General features: G+C 59.7%; 15 protein-coding genes and 1 pseudogene. 7 read left to right on the top strand and 9 right to left on the bottom strand.

Going from position 1 to position 15,601, the window contains the following annotated elements; genetic code table 11:
* Window positions 1–195 precede the first annotated feature (195 nt).
* The 3 genes and pseudogenes from E5X88_RS32215 to E5X88_RS33785 all read left to right on the top strand — a co-directional run.
* Entirely contained in the window at window positions 196–474 is a 279-nt protein-coding gene (locus E5X88_RS32215; RefSeq protein ID WP_292168245.1) for a DUF2249 domain-containing protein, read from the top strand.
* Between the two features lie 456 nt (window positions 475–930).
* On the top strand, window positions 931–1,398 hold the full coding sequence (locus tag E5X88_RS33790) for a 2Fe-2S iron-sulfur cluster-binding protein (RefSeq protein WP_366929984.1): 468 nt from the start codon (window positions 931–933) through the stop codon (window positions 1,396–1,398).
* Window positions 1,367–1,507: pseudogene (locus E5X88_RS33785) on the top strand (molybdopterin cofactor-binding domain-containing protein); the annotation flags it as partial. The gene E5X88_RS33790 and the pseudogene E5X88_RS33785, both read left to right, overlap by 32 nt.
* Before the next feature lie 260 nt (window positions 1,508–1,767).
* On the opposite strand, the gene mog reads toward E5X88_RS33785, so the two are convergent.
* From mog to E5X88_RS32185, 5 genes are read right to left on the bottom strand one after another with little or no spacing between them, the layout of a single operon-like run.
* Window positions 1,768–2,274, bottom strand: a complete 507-nt coding sequence (mog, locus tag E5X88_RS32205; protein WP_292168238.1) for a molybdopterin adenylyltransferase — start codon at window positions 2,272–2,274, stop codon at window positions 1,768–1,770.
* A gap of 22 nt (window positions 2,275–2,296) precedes the next feature.
* Window positions 2,297–3,196, bottom strand: coding sequence for a U32 family peptidase (locus E5X88_RS32200; protein WP_292168237.1), 900 nt, complete (start codon window positions 3,194–3,196; stop codon window positions 2,297–2,299).
* A 4-nt stretch (window positions 3,197–3,200) separates the two neighbouring features.
* Window positions 3,201–4,184 carry a peptidase U32 family protein gene (locus tag E5X88_RS32195; RefSeq protein WP_292168243.1) on the bottom strand — a complete coding sequence of 328 codons (984 nt, stop codon included), beginning with the start codon at window positions 4,182–4,184 and terminating at the stop codon, window positions 3,201–3,203.
* Between the two features lie 11 nt (window positions 4,185–4,195).
* Entirely contained in the window at window positions 4,196–4,744 is a 549-nt protein-coding gene (locus E5X88_RS32190; protein ID WP_292168235.1) for an SCP2 sterol-binding domain-containing protein, read from the bottom strand.
* Window positions 4,745–4,773: 29 nt separating this feature from the next.
* Complete coding sequence (locus E5X88_RS32185; RefSeq protein ID WP_292168233.1) at window positions 4,774–5,217, bottom strand: hypothetical protein; 444 nt, start codon at window positions 5,215–5,217, stop codon at window positions 4,774–4,776.
* Window positions 5,218–5,356: 139 nt separating this feature from the next.
* Here E5X88_RS32185 and E5X88_RS32180 point away from each other — a divergent pair, with 139 nt between their 5' ends.
* The 3 genes from E5X88_RS32180 to E5X88_RS32170 all read left to right on the top strand — a co-directional run bounded on the left by E5X88_RS32180 (window position 5,357) and on the right by E5X88_RS32170 (window position 8,984).
* A complete protein-coding gene (locus E5X88_RS32180; RefSeq protein ID WP_366929983.1) occupies window positions 5,357–6,910 on the top strand; it encodes a UbiD family decarboxylase in 1,554 nt (517 codons plus the stop codon).
* Window positions 6,907–7,491: a UbiX family flavin prenyltransferase gene (locus tag E5X88_RS32175; RefSeq protein WP_292168231.1), complete on the top strand. Its 585-nt coding sequence runs from the start codon at window positions 6,907–6,909 to the stop codon at window positions 7,489–7,491. Before E5X88_RS32180 ends, E5X88_RS32175 begins: the two co-directional genes overlap by 4 nt.
* A gap of 311 nt (window positions 7,492–7,802) precedes the next feature.
* On the top strand, window positions 7,803–8,984 hold the full coding sequence (locus E5X88_RS32170) for an NnrS family protein (RefSeq protein ID WP_292168230.1): 1,182 nt from the start codon (window positions 7,803–7,805) through the stop codon (window positions 8,982–8,984).
* A 140-nt stretch (window positions 8,985–9,124) separates the two neighbouring features.
* Here the strand turns inward: E5X88_RS32170 and E5X88_RS32165 are convergent, their stop codons facing one another.
* The 3 genes from E5X88_RS32165 to E5X88_RS32155 form a co-directional block, all read right to left on the bottom strand.
* On the bottom strand, window positions 9,125–11,236 hold the full coding sequence (locus tag E5X88_RS32165) for a catalase (protein WP_292168228.1): 2,112 nt from the start codon (window positions 11,234–11,236) through the stop codon (window positions 9,125–9,127).
* A 271-nt stretch (window positions 11,237–11,507) separates the two neighbouring features.
* On the bottom strand, window positions 11,508–12,704 hold the full coding sequence (locus E5X88_RS32160; protein WP_292168226.1) for an HWE histidine kinase domain-containing protein: 1,197 nt from the start codon (window positions 12,702–12,704) through the stop codon (window positions 11,508–11,510).
* 871 nt (window positions 12,705–13,575) lie between these two features.
* Entirely contained in the window at window positions 13,576–14,295 is a 720-nt protein-coding gene (locus tag E5X88_RS32155) for a Crp/Fnr family transcriptional regulator (RefSeq protein ID WP_292168224.1), read from the bottom strand.
* A 196-nt stretch (window positions 14,296–14,491) separates the two neighbouring features.
* Between E5X88_RS32155 and E5X88_RS32150 the strand changes: the two genes are divergently transcribed.
* The gene (locus tag E5X88_RS32150) at window positions 14,492–14,728 is read left to right on the top strand and encodes a hypothetical protein (protein WP_292168223.1); all 237 of its coding nucleotides are present in this window, start codon (window positions 14,492–14,494) and stop codon (window positions 14,726–14,728) included.
* Window positions 14,729–14,770: 42 nt separating this feature from the next.
* Here the strand turns inward: E5X88_RS32150 and E5X88_RS32145 are convergent, their stop codons facing one another.
* Window positions 14,771–15,055, bottom strand: a complete 285-nt coding sequence (locus E5X88_RS32145; protein ID WP_292168222.1) for a DUF982 domain-containing protein — start codon at window positions 15,053–15,055, stop codon at window positions 14,771–14,773.
* Window positions 15,056–15,601: the final 546 nt, after the last annotated feature.

The raw sequence follows: 15,601 nt of genomic DNA, 5'->3' as shown, positions 1-15,601 counted from the left end.
CATTCAATCTACCCGCGCCGCCGGTGTCATTCCTTGCGAAATATCAAGCGCCGGCAGCTTCGGAAATTTTCCGGTCTTGTTTGCGTTTTGGCAAACTGGCCGGATGGTCTCACGATTAGGGTGGCGATGGCCGGGCTGGAATTCGCCGCCTTCTCTCGGCTCGCATTGTCCCTGCGGCGCAAGGAAGCGATCCGAATGCCAAGCCCAATACCGGAATCCACCCCTCTCATCGATGTGCGACGCATTCCCCCTTGGGAACGTCATCCGCGGATATTCGGCATGGTGAACGCTTTGGACGAAGGCGGTTCGATGATTCTGGTGAATGACCACGACCCGAGGCCGCTGCACTATCAGCTGGAGACAAAGTACCCAGGACTGATTTCCTGGGAATATCTGGAGCAGGGGCCGGAGGTCTGGCGTGTCAGGATCGGAAGAGAAGCGTCTTCTGGCTGCGACTGCTGCTGCGGGTCCTGACGGCAGAGCCAATGGCGCAGGATCCAGTTTCCACCCGAGCCCGTGCTGCACGAATTTCTGGAGCGGATCGGATGGTAACTTTTTTGGGCAGACACCGAACTGGCGAGGCATGCTCGCGCAAGTCTCCAATCTGAAGGTGGAAAGGGATTTGACGGAGATAGTGGCGAGGTGGGGATGTCACTAAACGTCAACGGCGATATCAAGGCATGCGACATGCCGCCCGCAATGCGATTGAGCGCAGTCCTGCGCGATGTTCTCTACCTGACCAGCGTCAAGGAAGCCTGTTGTGAGGGGGTGCGGGGCATGCACCCTTCTACTGGATGGCAAGCCAGTGAATTCCTGTCTCGTGATGGTCCTCCAAGCCCGTGGACACGAGATCACCACCGTTGAGGGGCTTACGCCGGCGACTGGCCTCGGCGGACTGCAGCAGGCTTTCCTCAGCGAGGGCGCGGTGCAGTGGGCTATTGCACACCAGGCATGGTCATGGCGGCCGAGGGGCCTTTGCGTGTCAATCCCGACGCCGATGAGGCGGACATCCGCCACGCTCTTGCGGGTAATATCTGCCGCTGCACTGGCTTCGAGACGATCGTGCGCGCGGTCGGTGTCGAGGCGGCCGCTCGCCGGGGGCGGAAGCGGGACGATGAGCGACGTGCAGGGATGGCGCTCGCAGAAGCGATCCGGGCCGCGGCAGTGCTGGAGTTGAATACGCAAGCCATTGATTTGCGGCTCGAGGCGGGCGCAGTGCGCCCTCGAGCTCACCGATCTCGCTGCGCGCTTGGCCGCCCGCACGGTGGAACTGCCCGCAGCGGCCTAAACCTATCGCGCCCAGGCCAATCCAGGCTCATACGCCGCGCATTTTGCGGAAGGGGAGGTCGACGGGCTCACAGGTCGTGTGCAGGTGATAGATTATCTTGCCGCCCATGACGTCGGCCGAGCGATCGACCCGATGCTGGTGGAGGGCCAAATCCATGAAGGAATCCAGATCGGTATCGGTTATGCGCTCTACGAGGATGTCGCGATCGACCGCGTCACTGGCCGGATGCGTGGCGACCGTTTCGGCCGCTACACCTTGGCCAATGCATGCGAGATGCCGCCGATGCGTGTCTTGCTGGTCGAAGAAGGTGAGCCGACCGGCCCCTTCGGCGCCAAAGCCGTAGGCGAGATCGCGACAACCGGTTGCGGCGGCGGTGGTCAACGCTGTGAACGATGCGCTGGGCACCGAACTTACGCATTTGCCATTGATACCCGAACGTGTCCTCGCTGCTCTGGACTGACGCAGCTGCAGTGCCTGCTTCATTCAAACATCGCCGGGTCTGCAACAATCGGACCGGTGCCGATCAGCTCAAGGCAGTACGGCACGGCAGGAAAAACAGCATTCAGGCACACGTCGATCGAAGCCGGTTTACCGGGCAAGTTTATGATCAGCGAACGGCCGCGCACTCCAGCGGTCTGACGTGAAAGGATTGCTGTGCGGACTTGCCGCAAGCTGGCCTGCCGCATGAGTTCGCCAAAACCGGGAAGTTCCTTGGTGATGACCTGCTGCATGGCTTCGGGAGTAAGATCCCTCGGAGAAGGACCGGTCCCTCCCGTTGTCAGGATCAGATCAACACCGCGCTTGTCGCATAGTTCGATAAGCACGTCGCGGACGCTCTCCAGTCCGTCGGGGACAATGCGACGGATGAAGTTGCACGGCGATGTCACGACCTTGCGAAGCCAACTTTCGATGGCTGGCCCGCCAAGGTCCTCATACTCGCCTCGGCTTGCACGATCCGATACCGTGACGATTGCAATCTGGCTCATTTTTTTCGTTCCAGACCCGGCTTCAGATCGAAGTGGCTGCTTGCCAGCCGGGCTTGCCATGGGCGTATCCATCGACGAGCGTGCTGGGCAGATCGAGGCACGAGAGAATGAAGCGGGCAGCCTTGGGATCCTCTCTCCCATCGGCAAGCGCTCTATAGGTCTTTGCCACCTCGACCATGTCGCACGTGTGCGGAGACAGGCGGATACGCCGGACGCCTCTGGAGGTGAGATCCGCGGGTGCCGGGCAGAACGCCTGCACCTGGTTGGAGAGCGTCTGCACGCCATTGATCGCGAGGAACCGCTGGTCGTCGAGCGTATCGACAGCCAAGCCGTCCAGATCTCTTTCGCAGGTAAACTGGCAGGAATCCTTGTGAAGGCCGTGAATGCGCGCGTGGTAACATCGCCCCGAGAGCGCGAGCGGCAGTCGGCCGAAAGCGAAAATCTCGAATTCCGCCTCGGGGCATGCGCCGGCCATATCGCCGACGGCGGCGAGGGACAATTCCACAGGCGGGCATATCGTTCGGGCGCCGCGCTGGATCAGGAATTGCGCGGAGGCCTCATTGTAGACGTTCAGGAACGGACCGGTCACGAACGGCTTGCCGGAGCGTGACGGCAGGGCGGTGACATCGTTGACCTCCACCAGCCGCTCGTCAGTGCAGAGATCCGCGATGCTTCTGCGCTCTCGAACGGTTGCCGACGCCGCCAGCGTGGACAGCACCACTTCCTTTCCTGCACGCTCGAGGCGTTCGATGATCTCGGGCCATGCCGGGTCGGAAAACGGCATCCGCTTGCCGCAGACGACTTCGCCGACAAGGACCCGGTCGATCGGGGCCTCGTCTGCTATTCTGCGGTAGAAGTCCAACAGGCGGCCGGGCGACCAATGGAAGAAGACCGGCCCAAGCGTCAACGCAATTCCGGACAAGGTCCTATCTCCACTTCTTCTTATAGGCTCCCGTCGTCTGCCGGGCGCCTTCCGACTGGCCAGCAAGGATCCGATCGATCTCGATTGCGTCGCCGCCTTGCTCGACGGCGTCGACGGCCTTCCTGAAGGCGCGCACGACTTCGGTAACGTAACCTTTGCCGCGCTGACGTCCTTCGATCTTCAAGGCGGTTACGCCGGCAGCCTTCAGGCCGGCTAGCATCCCTCCGGCGTTCAGGCTGACGGGATCTTCGAACAGATAGGAAGTCTTGCCGCCGGCCTTGAATTTGCCTTTGCACAAAGTGGGGTAACCCACTGGTTCGCCGGGCTCGTACCGGTCGATCGTGAAGCCGGAAAGCCGTGCCGCCGTGCCGTTCGTTTCTTCATCGTAGCTTACCATTTCGGGCGGTGAGCAGACACCATTCAGATTTGGCGATTTTCCTGTCGCGTATGAAGATAGATAACATCGGCCTTCGATCATCACGCAAAGGCCGCCGAACACGAATGCTTCGGTCTCCACGTCGATCGCGCGGTTGAGCGCAGCGATCTCCTGAATGGAAAGGACCCGCGGCAGCACGACGCGACGGACACCGAAACTATTCGCATGAAATCCGATTGCTTCCGGCGTTGCGGCCGCAGCCTGTACTGACAGGTGAAGTCGAATTTGTTTATGGTTCTTCGCGACGTGATCGAGGACGGCGATATCCGCCGCAATGATGGCATTTGCGCCGCATTCGGCCGCGGTATCCGCTGCCTTTTTCCACAGGGCGACATCATTGACGCGCGCAAAGGTGTTGATGGCGACCAGCACCTTGCTGCCGTGGTCACGCGCGAAGCGTACACCCTCGGCCAGTTCCTCCCCGGAGAAATTGAGGCCCGGGAAATTCCGGGCATTCGTTTCGTCGCGAAATCCGCAATAGACTGCGTCCGCACCCGCCTGGACGGCTGCCCTCAACGTAGCGGGGGTTCCGGCCGGGCAGACAAGCTCCATGCGCCCGCTTGTCATGCTTCCGGTGCCTTGCTTCTGGAGTTGAGATCGGCCATTTGGCGCACGACACCCAGCGCACCGAGAATTCCCGTATCGACAAGACCAGCCAGTGCGCCGCGCAGGCCGAGCAGATCCGCCGGGCGAAGTTCGGCGTCCTCGACGGTATTCCTCAGCGCGAGCACCGCTTCCGTGCGGCCGCTGATCGAAATGACCCGGCTGAAGAAGAGCGCGTCGCCATCAAGCGTGCCGTCGAGCAGGCTCAGCAGCGTGAGAAGAGGTCCCCTGATCACGACGCTTGATGTTGCGGTCTCGCTCTTGCGCACGACACGGACGACGGAACGCTCTCCGTCCGGTATCACTGTAAATGCGAAGGCGAGGTCAATCGGATCGATGAAATAGCAAGCTGAGCGGTGTTCGCCCAGGCGCTCGAACAATCGAGGCTGTCGCCCGGCCAGCGAGCGCAAGGATAGCGTCAGCAGCGGTCCAAGGGGCAGTCCGGCAATGGTCGGGATAAGATGGCGAACGACCGCTGGCAATCTCGGTCCCGTGCTTCCCGTCCCCATTCAGTGCATCCTGTCCATATGGAGGTCGCTCAAGAGGATTTTCCGGCAGACAACTTGCTGCGTCCCTCATTGAGCAGGTCTGCGAAATTCACGCTGTTGGGGCAGAAATCCTGATAGTGGCTTTCGAAATCGAAGGCGGCCATGTGATCATGACACTGGCGGCGATGCGGGCAGGTGATGCAGATGCGTGATATGAAACGGTCCCGCACCGCTTCCAGTGATCGAAAACTGTCCGGATCGATGCCAATCGAACGCATCGCTGAACAAAGCAGGTCTTCCGACGCGTAAGGTAGCCGCATGGCTTCATCGAATTCGCTTCGCGACAGACCGATGTCGTCCAGAATGCCTGTGCATTCATTCGGCCCGAGTGCCCAGAAATCTCTTCTCGTCGTTCTGCTGCGCTTGTGGTCCTTAAGCAGGGCAATTGCGGACCGCCAGGCTCCGACAGTTTCACTGACCAGATTGCCGGCCATCTGAAATTCCCCCTCTTTTTTGCCAAAGACGGTCACCCCGCCTTGGCGGGACGCCCAATTCGCACACTGTCAATTTTGCAAAATAGCGCGGGCGGATCCTTCGCTCTTTGCGCTAGCGCAAAGTTCTTCGTCAGCCCTGATGGCAGAATTATTCGCCGACGAACCGGTCGGGCCGGATTTCGCCATGCATCACCGCTGCCTTCCCTTGTTTCCAGATCTTGGCTCATTCCTGTCGTTCCTCGATCGGAACGGGCAGCTTCGTGAGGTTGGCGTCCCTGTTTCGACACGGCTCGAACTGACCGAGATACACAGGCGGGTGATTGCCTCGAAAGGCCCAGCGCTCCGCCTGACCGCACCTGTTGACGATCGCGGCGTTAGGTCAGCCTTTCCCGTCGTCGCAAATCTCTTCGGCACCCGGGAACGTGTAGCCTGGGGCCTTGGTACCGACCTTCACGGTCTAGAAACCCTCGGCTCGCTCCTTGCATGGATGAGATCGCCCCAGGCCCCACAGAACCTTCGTCAGGCCCGAGAGATGATGCCTGCGGCGCGTGGTGCATTCGTAGCGCGGCCGAAGATCGTCTCTGCGCCCAGAGCGTGGCGGGACGCCGATCCGGATTTTTCGCTTCTTCCCGTCCAGACTTGTTGGCCGGGAGACGCCGGCCCCCTCATGACATGGCCAGTGGTTATTACTCGCCCGCCTGGCGAGGACGACCCGAGCACATACAATCTGGGTATATACCGCATGCAGGTAATAGCCCGTGATCGTGCAATCATAAGATGGCTTCCCGTGCGAGGCGGAGCAGCACACCATCGTATTTGGCAGGCGAGGGGTCTTGAGATGCCGGTGGCGGTCGTCATCGGGGCAGATCCCGCGACGTTGATCGCCTCAGTGATGCCGGCGCCTGAAGGCGTCTCGGAGCTTGCACTGTCTGGGATGATCAACAATCGCCGAGTCGGATTGGCGCCCTGCAAGAGCATCATGCTTCACGTGCCAACCAGTGCGGAAATCGTGCTTGAAGGTGTCGTCTCGCCAGCAGAGACAGCGCTGGAGGGACCCTTCGGCGACCACACCGGATATTATAACGCGCCAGAACAATACCCCGTATTCAACCTCAAGCGAGTTCGCGTCCGTGACGGGGCAAATTACCTGACCACGTTCACCGGGCGTTCGCCGGACGAGCCCTCGGTCCTCGGCGAGGCGCTGCTCGATGTCTACAAGCCGCTGCTGCGCCGACAAATACCGGAAATCGTCGACGTGTGGCTTCCGCCGGAAGCCTGCTCCTACAGAATTGCGGTCATCTCGATCGCCAAGAAGTATGCCGGACAGGCCAGGCGCGTGATGATGGGGTTCTGGTCCCTGCTGCCGCAATTCTCGATGACCAAAATGGTCGTCGTGGTTGATGACGACATCGACATTCGATCATGGCCGGACGTGATGTGGGCGGTCGCCACCCGCATGGATCCTTCGCGCGATCTTATGCAGGTGGACAGGACTCCTATCGACCAGCTCGATTTCGCATCACCGGTCGCAGGACTTGGAGGAAAGGTCGGATTCGATGCGACGCGCAAGATTGGATGCGAGACATCTCGTGAGTGGGGAAAGGAGCTGAGGATGTCAGCTCCTATCGAGGAGCAGGTGTCCCAACGATGGAACGAGTTTTTTTTGCAGACGTCCGCTCAGGGGCAACAATGACCAAACGGCTTATAATCGGTGTCACAGGTGCATCCGGCTCCGTCCTCGCTCTGGAGACCATACGTCAGTTGGTCAGGGCCGGGGTGGAGACGCATCTCGTCGTCTCCAAGGGCGCGCGATTGGCCATCCCTCATGAGCTCGGCACCGACGGCCTTGCCCATCTGACCTCCCTCGCCAACCACGCGTATTCCTATCAGGACTTGGCCGCACCCATCGCCAGCGGCTCTTTCAGAACGGATGGCATGATCGTCGTTCCCTGTTCGATGCGGACCTTGGCGGCTATGGCACACGGTTTAGGCGACAACCTTCTCACCAGGGCCGCCGATGTCATCCTGAAGGAAAAGCGCCGGCTGGTCATCGTGCCGCGCGAGGCGCCGCTCCATGAAGGGCACCTCGACGCGATGATGAGACTAGCACGGATGGGCGCAGTCATCGCACCGCCAGTACCTCCATTCTATGTCAAGCTGGCCTCGATTGAGGAAATGGTGGTCGAGATGGCTGCCCGGCTGGTTGGCTGGGCGGGCGTCGACCCGGGCGACAAGCTGACACGATGGGGCGAAAAGAAAGTCACCGCCGCGTGATCGTCTTGATGGATTGGCTCAACGGGCAAGGATTGCGATGAATTTCCTGCAGCCGAAAGGCGCGACGTATGACGCATACGTTTGGCGGCCGGTCGCAACGCGAACAGACGCAGCGCGCCTTTCCAGTCGGCCGACCCGGTCCCGAAAATTTCTATGATCGACCATTTGCAGCCTGTCTGCAGTGGAGCAACACTGAGATCGATCATCGACAGTATTACCTTCGGATAGAGTTTTTTCCGACCGCCGATATTGCGAGTTGCAAAGCTGCACGAGGATGTCGTGTCAGTCATCCCCAGTAGAGGAATTGTTGCATGGCTGCTGACGGGAGTGTGCTCTCTTTCGACGCAAAGCAGAGGCAGATGTCGCCGCCGTTCCGGCCTTTTTTTCTCATCGCCGGGTTGGACGCCATTGTAGGCGCGGCGGTCTGGCTGCCGACAACGTTCGGAATGCAGGCCATCGGCCCGACCGGGATTTCTCCTGGAGCTTGGCATCGCGACGTGCTTCTGTTCGGGATGGTTCCAACCATTTTAACTGGCTTCCTGTTGACGGCGCTGCCCCGATGGACAGGACGACGTGCAGTGTCGCCGCCCACCACGCGTTTGCTGGTTGCTCTATGGCTGTGCAGCCGGGGGACTTTCCTATTCCTGTCGCATTCGGCCGGGCTTGCCCTCTCGGCCCTGTTGGTGCTGACGCTCTTCTTGATCGCGGCACGACAGGTGATCGCCAGCCGCGCCCGCCGCAACCTGAAGATACTGTTTCTGCTGCTTGTCTTTTGTGGTGGCAACGTCCTTGCAGCAGCGTCCTACCAAGTGGAATTAGCACTGCGGCTGGCTTTGGTTTCGATCATCGGCCTCGTCATGATCATTGGAGGACGAGTCGTACCGGCATTGACGGTGGCCTACGTCGAGAATGCCGGCCGTCGGATCACCCTCGATCGCTCCGCTGTTTTGGAACATACGGCAGCTGTTGCGGCAGTATGTGCCTTCGGGATGTGGGTTGTTGCACCCCAGGCGCAACTCACCGGCCTTGCCTGTGCTCTCGCCGCCTGCAGTCAGGCGATGCGAGCCGCCCAATGGAAAGGCTGGCGAAGCGTGGCGTCGTCGATAGTTCTGGCTCTTCACATCGGCTATGGCTGGATCATCGTGGGTTTCGGACTTCTGGCGATCCACATTTTCGCGCCGACGAGCTTGGGGCAAGCGGCTGCCATTCATGCCTGGACGATCGGCGCTATCGGCACGATGGGCCTGGCTATCATGGCGAGCATGATCCGCAAGCACAGCCGCCGCGCCTTTGCGTCTTCGGTTCCGGCGACTGGTGCGTTCATAGCGGTGACGACTTGCTGCTTGTCGCGCCTCTTGATCGAATTGCTGCCTGGCTATGCCGTTCCTTTAACGGGTCTTTCCGGCACACTGTGGGTTGTCGCCTTCGGCCTGTTTCTGATGGCGTTCCGTCGAATGACCGACGCTGAGGCGTCCGGCGCGGCGCTGGGGTGATGCCGTCTGCCGGGCCAAGAAACCTTGCTCCGCATTCCTCGCTGCCGGAAATCCGATCCCGGTGGCAGTGGTAGAAATTCGCCGCTAAGCGCGGTCGTCAGAGCGAATTCAGTCAGAACCTCGTCGCCTGATCAACTCGGCTACAATTTGACCGCCATCTCCCGGCTCCAGAGGCGCAGCTTGCGACAGGATTCAACGAAGCTGATGATCGCCTTGGGATCATCCAGACCAATCAGGCCCTCATCGGCTTCCGGATCCACGCCCGCCTTCTGCAACAGCGGGACGGCGCCGGAGGTGAAGGCGATGAACTTGCAATGAGCGAAGGCATCGGCGACGAAGTCGCGTGCGGCGGCTTCACCCGTCAGGCGCTCGGCGCCCGCTTCGGATAGGATCAGTGCTACGGCGTCGAAGAGCACCGACGGGCCGCCGTCGATCATGTGCTTTGCCCCGATCCAACTCCCGTCCGCAGCCTCGACCCCACCGACCTTGGGAGCGATGACCTCCACCGCGGCGCCTTCCTTCTCAATCGCGGATTGGAGCTTCTTCAGAATGACGGCATCAGCGCCCTGGCTGACAAGCACGCCGACCTTGCGACCGGCAAAACTGTTCGGCCCGTTCTCGATGATGCTGAGCGCCGGCGACGGGTCGAGATCATCCCGGGGCGCGGCCGCAGCATCGGCCGGCTTGGGCAGTTGCTTCATGCCGAGCTCGTCGGCGACGGTATCGGCCAGTCCCTCGTCGATGTTCAGCAGGTGCGCGACCATGCGCTCTCGGATCACCGGCGTCTCGACTTTGGAAAGCTCGAAGGTCAACGCCATGGCGATATGGCGCTGCTCGGGTGGGGTCTGACTGTTGAAGAACTGGCGCGCCTGGCTGTAGTGGTCGGCGAAGCTTTCCGCGCGCAGCCGGACCTTCTGGCCTTCTTCCGCGTCGGCGAACGTTCGAAATCCGCGCTGCGGCGATTCCCGTGGGCCTTCACCGAAGGAATTCGGCTGGTAATTTACTCGGCCGACTGGATTGCGCATCGCCATATGGCCGTCCTGCTGGAAGTGATGGAGAGGGCATTTGGGCGCGTTGATAGGGATGTGCGTAAAATTTGGGCCGCCGAGCCGCTTCAACTGTGTATCCAGATAGGAGAAGTTGCGCCCCTGCAGCAGCGGATCATTCGAGAAGTCGACGCCGGGTGGCACATTCTGCGTCATGAATGCGACCTGCTCCGTCTCGGCGAAGAAGTTCTCGGGCATCCGGTCGAGCACAAGCCGTCCTACGGGAATCGGCTCAAGGACCTCTTCCGGGATTATCTTGGTAGCGTCCAGTACGTCGAACTCGAAGTTGTCGGCAAAGGTCTGATCGAACAGTTGGACCCGCAACTCCCATTCCGGGAAATTGCCCGACTGAACCGCATTCCAAAGATCGCGGCGATGAAAATCCGGATCGGCGCCGTTGATCTTGACCGCTTCGTTCCAGACCACCGACTGAAGACCTAGTTTCGGCTTCCAATGGAATTTGACGAAGGTCGACTCGTCTTTGGCGTTCACGAAGCGGAACGTGTGGACGCCAAAACCTTCCATGAAACGGAAAGAGCGCGGGATCGCCCGGTCGGACATGATCCACATGACCATGTGCATCGATTCAGGTGTCAGCGAGATGAAGTCCCAGAAATTGTCGTGTGCAGACTGCGCCTGCGGGAAGGCGCGATCCGGTTCCGGTTTAACTGCGTGGATGATGTCCGGAAACCTGATCGCGTCATGGATGAAGAAGACGGGAATGTTGTTGCCGACGATGTCCCAGTTGCCTTCCTTCGTGTAGAGCTTGACAGCGAAGCCGCGTACGTCGCGGGCGAGATCAAACGACCCCTTCGAACCAGCGACCGTCGAGAAGCGGACGAAGGCCGGTGTTTTTTCGCCAGCACGTTGGAAGATGTCGGCGCGCGTGTATTTGGCGAGAGATTCATAAGTTTCGAAATAGCCGTGAGCGCCGTAGCCGCGCGCATGCACCACGCGCTCGGGAATGCGCTCGTGGTCGAAATGGAAGATCTTCTCGCGGAAATGGAAATCCTCGATCAACGTCGGCCCGCGTTCGCCAATCTTCAGCGTGTTGTGGTCGTCCGACACCAGACCGCCCTGCGCCGTCGTGAGGACCGGACCGTCTCCCTCCGCGAACTGATGGAGTTCTCCGCCTTTCCCCCGTTCGAGCTTCTGGTCGTGGATCGTGGCGGGCTTGCCGGGCGACCGGCTCGAGATCTTGACCATTCTTGTGTCCCTTCAGGAGGAGGCGTTCGGCACTCCCACAATGCCTCGATGATCATTTCGTTCCTCTGGACGGTGACCACGGCGCGGAAAGTGCAATGAAGCCCGCGATGAGGGGCGGCATTGGATCGGACGCCAGCCAAAGACGCTGCTCACAAGTGAAACAGAGGACGTCATTTGAACTCGGCTGCAGAACTAGGGGACGGCCCCAAGATGATGCTGCGCACCGGTATCGCGCGCGCACCAAACAGCTCCTTTCCCTGACCTCGGCGCGTTAGTCTGCTCTTGCAGAAGGCGTTTCGAACTCTGCGGTCTCGATGCGGATATTGTTCATCGTGGTGAACAGCTCACATCGAAGTCCCTCCGGAGCATAGTGGACGTGCACCTTACCGTGAAACTCCCCTGCCAGTGCTTTCTCGATCAAACGTGAACCGAAGCCGCGACGTTTGGGCTCGGCTACAACGGGGCCTCCTTGCTCCTCCCAGACAAGACGAAACTCTTCGTCCGAACCAGGCCTGCCGATCTTCCACGAAATGGTTACTCGACCGCAATCGTCCGACAGGGCTCCATATTTGGAGGCGTTGGTGGCCAACTCGTGGATCGCCAAACCCAGCGACAACGCTTGCCTGGCTGCGAGGTTGAGGGGCGGACCTTCCATACGGATGCGGTCCCCCACGCTTCGGAAGGGTGATAGAACCCTTTCGATGACAGCTTTTACAGACGCACCGCCCCAGCTCTCGTCCGCCAAGACCGAGTGAGCTTCTCCCAGCGCCGAGAGACGCTTGTCAAGCGTGGCCTTCGCTTCCTCCATGGATGAAGCGGAACGGAATGTCTGGTTGGCGATGGCGGATACCATTGCCAGTAGGTTCTTGATGCGATGGGCGAGCTCAGCATTGATGAGACGGGAGTTCTGCTCGGCCCTGACTTTACCCGTCGTCTCGATAACCGTGTCCATCATACCGGCGACCCTGCCTTCCGCGTCGCGGATGGGACTGTAGCAAAACGTGAACCAGGCTTGCTCCGGATAGCCATGCCGATCGACGACGAGAGGGAAGTCTTCGATGAACGTGGCTTCGCCCGCGTATGCCCTGTCTACCATCGGCCCGATGGTATCCCACGCCTCCGCCCAAACTTCCGAGAACGGCCTTCCCAACGCTGCGGGCTTGTCGCCCAGGAGCGGACGGAATGCGTCGTTATAGATCGTGACAAGTTCAGGCCCCCAGACGATGCATTTTGGGAAGGCAGAGCTCAGCATAATGCCCACGGCCGTCCTCAGCGAAGCGCCCCAACTCTCGATCGGGCCAAGCGACGTTGAAGCCCAGTCATAGGCGCGCACAGCGGAAGCCATTTCCCCGGCTGACTCCAGAAACTTGAAGCTTACTCTTTGCACGACGTTCCCCGCCACAGCCACGCTGATCATAGCGCGTGAAAAATTCTCTTCCGGCAGACAACAGTTGAGACACTTCGGCATGGCACTTCATTAACTGGCGCGTCAGCTTCAAGCCCTCTTTCGATCTCCCATCTCAAGCTGATCACGAGCCTGATCGTTCGCCGAAGCCAACAGTCCGATTTTTGAATCCTAGATCACCATGCGACAATGCTGGTTGACGTGGATCAAGCCTCAACTGGGAGAGGGTTTGGATCGACATGCCTTAGGCCCCCAACCTTCGAGATCGAAAAGGTCGCGAGAACGTTCACGCCACGTTCGATGGCCTGTTCGAGGCTTCAGTTGAACGGTGTCCGGGGCTTAACGAAACGTGCATCAGGGTTCATGTCCTCCGCAACTGGGGCAGTCGCCGCGACGCGCATTATTGTCTTCCTCCCGAACAGCAACGGCCGCGACGAACGCCTTCGCCGCCGCGTCACACATAGTCCGCGACGGCCCGTTAGAATACAGAATGACCCTCGCGGCTTTTAGCGAGAGACCATGCTTTCTCGCAAAGAACTCAACCTCATACGAGTGATCCTCGGAGGCGGAGTCGGGATTGCTCTTTAACTTGCCCATACTGACCGTGTACGCAGATATGCAAATCCTGCCTATATCAAATGTTGGTGACAAAAAACCGAATTGGCGCAGCCACATGACCGTGCCCATGCACGCGGCGCCGATTCCTATACCGCTGGATACGCCTGAGGGGATGCAGTGCTGGTGGTAATGGACTTGACTGACACGGCAGGCAAGGGCGGCGGGCGCAGAGGACGTCGCCAGCGGCGAGATCGAAGACGAGATCGGAAGCGTTTGCCATGTGATTATCGATGCTTTGCTTCGACCTGCCGGAGGGCATGCAGCGGTTCAAGGACGGCGCCGTTCTCCCCTCCGAAAATCCGACGAACTGAGCATTTCACCGAGGTTCCTGCACCATGTTGAGATAGGTGGGATCGAATTCGGCGATTTCCTGCAGCCGGTGCCAGTCCAGGATGGTCACAGTGTAATTAGCCCAGCTTATCACTCCAACTTTACGCAACGCGCCGATCACCCGGTTCATATGAACGACAGACAGGCCAAGCACATCGGCCAGCTCGGCCTGTGACAGCGGTAGATGGAAACTCATGCCGTTGGTGCGCTGCACGGACTGCAGGCGCACGAAAAGCTCGCAGACAAGGTGGGCAAGATGCGCTGTCTTTGACCGCCGCCCCATGGCCACGATCCACTCGCGGTGGATCGCGCCGTCTACAAGTGTATCAAGCCACAACAGCCGGGTCAGATGTGGAGCTTCCTCTGTGATGACCCGCAGGCGGCTGTGCTCTGCGACAATCACTCTACAGGGCGACAGCGCCACGATGCCATGGTCCATCGTTTTCAGAAGGAAGGCGTGAAGATCTACAAAATCGCCCGGCACCTGCAATGAGGTGAATTGCCGCCCGCCATCCTCGAGCACTTTGTAGCGGGCGGCCAGACCCTCAAGAATCAACGTGCTGTAGGTTGGTCTGGATCCCTCCGAAACCAGGTCCTGTCCGGCCGAAAAATCCTTCTCGAACGACATGGCGCCGGTCAACAAGGCCTTTTCCGCGTCGGAAAGGGCATCGTGCTGACCGAGGTTGAGATATAGGGACTCAAGCATCCTAGCCTCCAGCAATCGCGGCCTATCGCCGATCGCCGAGGGTAATTGGAAGCACACTGCGCGGCTTCAGACCTCTGGGCCTTCGGAAAATGGCGTACCCCAACAACAATGCACCCCATCATACTGAAATGCCATCACTGCGGAACAATGGCGATCAACGCGAATTAGCACCCGATATCAGTCGGGGTTTCCGAAGATGCAGCGCTTCTATTTTGACGTCTACAACGCGGACGGTCCAGAAAGGGACGCCGAGGGGCAATTGTTCGAGACGCCCGACCAAGCGAGAGCAGAGGCGGTTCGGATATTGCACGACATCGCACACGACGAGATGCCGGATGTAGATCTGGTGAAGATCACCGTCAAAATCCGAACCGACGGGGATCAGCAAATTTTCGAGGCGTCACTCACCCTGACATCAGATTGGAGTGGGTAGGAACCAACGGCAAACTGAAAGCATGCGCAACCAGGCTCGCGCCTAGTTCGGTGTACTCAAAGAATCCAATATCCGAAGACCCGCACTTGACTTCCGGGGTTTAAGCAGACGTTGCTGCCGAGCCGCCTTCTCAAACGCAAGGAAGGCGATATCCGGCGTACAGGTTCCTTCCCTTGCCGCGGCAAGAAGGCGAGCAGCCTCCCTGTAGACGTCTGCCTCTTTGTTCGGCCATTGCCCGGCCAGTGCTTTCTCAGCCTCGGTGATCGATGATACCTGCATCGAGCGACCATCTGCAAAGCAGATCGAAAGCGGTAGAAACTTACCCATCGTGCACCAAATCCGTTTGCGAGATCGGCATAACGCGACCGTAGCGAAGTGGTTGCACCCTTGCGTGAGCCTGCAAACAAAACTCGAAGACGTGACCGTGCATGCGAGACGGAGTGGCCGCATTCGGGTCTCGTCGTTCTCTCACGCTGGCGCTGTTGCTTGCCGGCCACACCCCGGCAGCGCCGTCGACGTTCTGCTGCGCGCGGTCGCTGAGACCGTTACAAAAGTCCGCGAACACCAGCCGGCACACCGGTAGGCTTCCTGAGAGCCTGAAGTATACGGCCTGCGCCTATATCGATGCGAACGCAGACGAAGGCTGAGGTTGACAACCGTATGGAAACCTTCCTGGCGAGCGTCGGCGTGAAGCTATAAGTCCTGGGCTTTCTGTCTGGCCAGCGCGCATATGAAGATTGGTGCGCGCTGGCCGAAATTGCCACGATCTCGTCCGTGGCGACAGTGGGCGGCTGAATTCACAACGAGCAACGACCACCAGCAGCCGCCGTTCCCGGTGGCGCCATGTCCGGCCCATTTCGCGAAACAGGAGAG

It is taken from the genome of Mesorhizobium sp. (genome assembly GCF_004962245.1).
Taxonomy (GTDB): Bacteria; Pseudomonadota; Alphaproteobacteria; order Rhizobiales; family Rhizobiaceae; genus Mesorhizobium.
Note: the sequence above shows the minus strand (reverse complement) of the source record. Positions and strands in the feature narration are given on the sequence as shown.

What these genes read in the sequence shown, in the direction of transcription:
- E5X88_RS32215 (WP_292168245.1), top strand. Translation starts at nt 196, where the DNA reads ATGCCAAGCCCAATACCGGAATCCACCCCTCTCATCGATGTGCGACGC.
- mog (WP_292168238.1), bottom strand. Translation starts at nt 2,274, where the DNA reads ATGAGCCAGATTGCAATCGTCACGGTATCGGATCGTGCAAGCCGAGGC.
- E5X88_RS32195 (WP_292168243.1), bottom strand. Translation starts at nt 4,184, where the DNA reads ATGGAGCTTGTCTGCCCGGCCGGAACCCCCGCTACGTTGAGGGCAGCC.
- E5X88_RS32190 (WP_292168235.1), bottom strand. Translation starts at nt 4,744, where the DNA reads ATGGGGACGGGAAGCACGGGACCGAGATTGCCAGCGGTCGTTCGCCAT.
- E5X88_RS32185 (WP_292168233.1), bottom strand. Translation starts at nt 5,217, where the DNA reads ATGGCCGGCAATCTGGTCAGTGAAACTGTCGGAGCCTGGCGGTCCGCA.
- E5X88_RS32180 (WP_366929983.1), top strand. Translation starts at nt 5,357, where the DNA reads ATGGCAGAATTATTCGCCGACGAACCGGTCGGGCCGGATTTCGCCATG.
- E5X88_RS32175 (WP_292168231.1), top strand. Translation starts at nt 6,907, where the DNA reads ATGACCAAACGGCTTATAATCGGTGTCACAGGTGCATCCGGCTCCGTC.
- E5X88_RS32170 (WP_292168230.1), top strand. Translation starts at nt 7,803, where the DNA reads ATGGCTGCTGACGGGAGTGTGCTCTCTTTCGACGCAAAGCAGAGGCAG.
- E5X88_RS32165 (WP_292168228.1), bottom strand. Translation starts at nt 11,236, where the DNA reads ATGGTCAAGATCTCGAGCCGGTCGCCCGGCAAGCCCGCCACGATCCAC.
- E5X88_RS32160 (WP_292168226.1), bottom strand. Translation starts at nt 12,704, where the DNA reads ATGCCGAAGTGTCTCAACTGTTGTCTGCCGGAAGAGAATTTTTCACGC.
- E5X88_RS32155 (WP_292168224.1), bottom strand. Translation starts at nt 14,295, where the DNA reads ATGCTTGAGTCCCTATATCTCAACCTCGGTCAGCACGATGCCCTTTCC.
- E5X88_RS32150 (WP_292168223.1), top strand. Translation starts at nt 14,492, where the DNA reads ATGCAGCGCTTCTATTTTGACGTCTACAACGCGGACGGTCCAGAAAGG.
- E5X88_RS32145 (WP_292168222.1), bottom strand. Translation starts at nt 15,055, where the DNA reads ATGGGTAAGTTTCTACCGCTTTCGATCTGCTTTGCAGATGGTCGCTCG.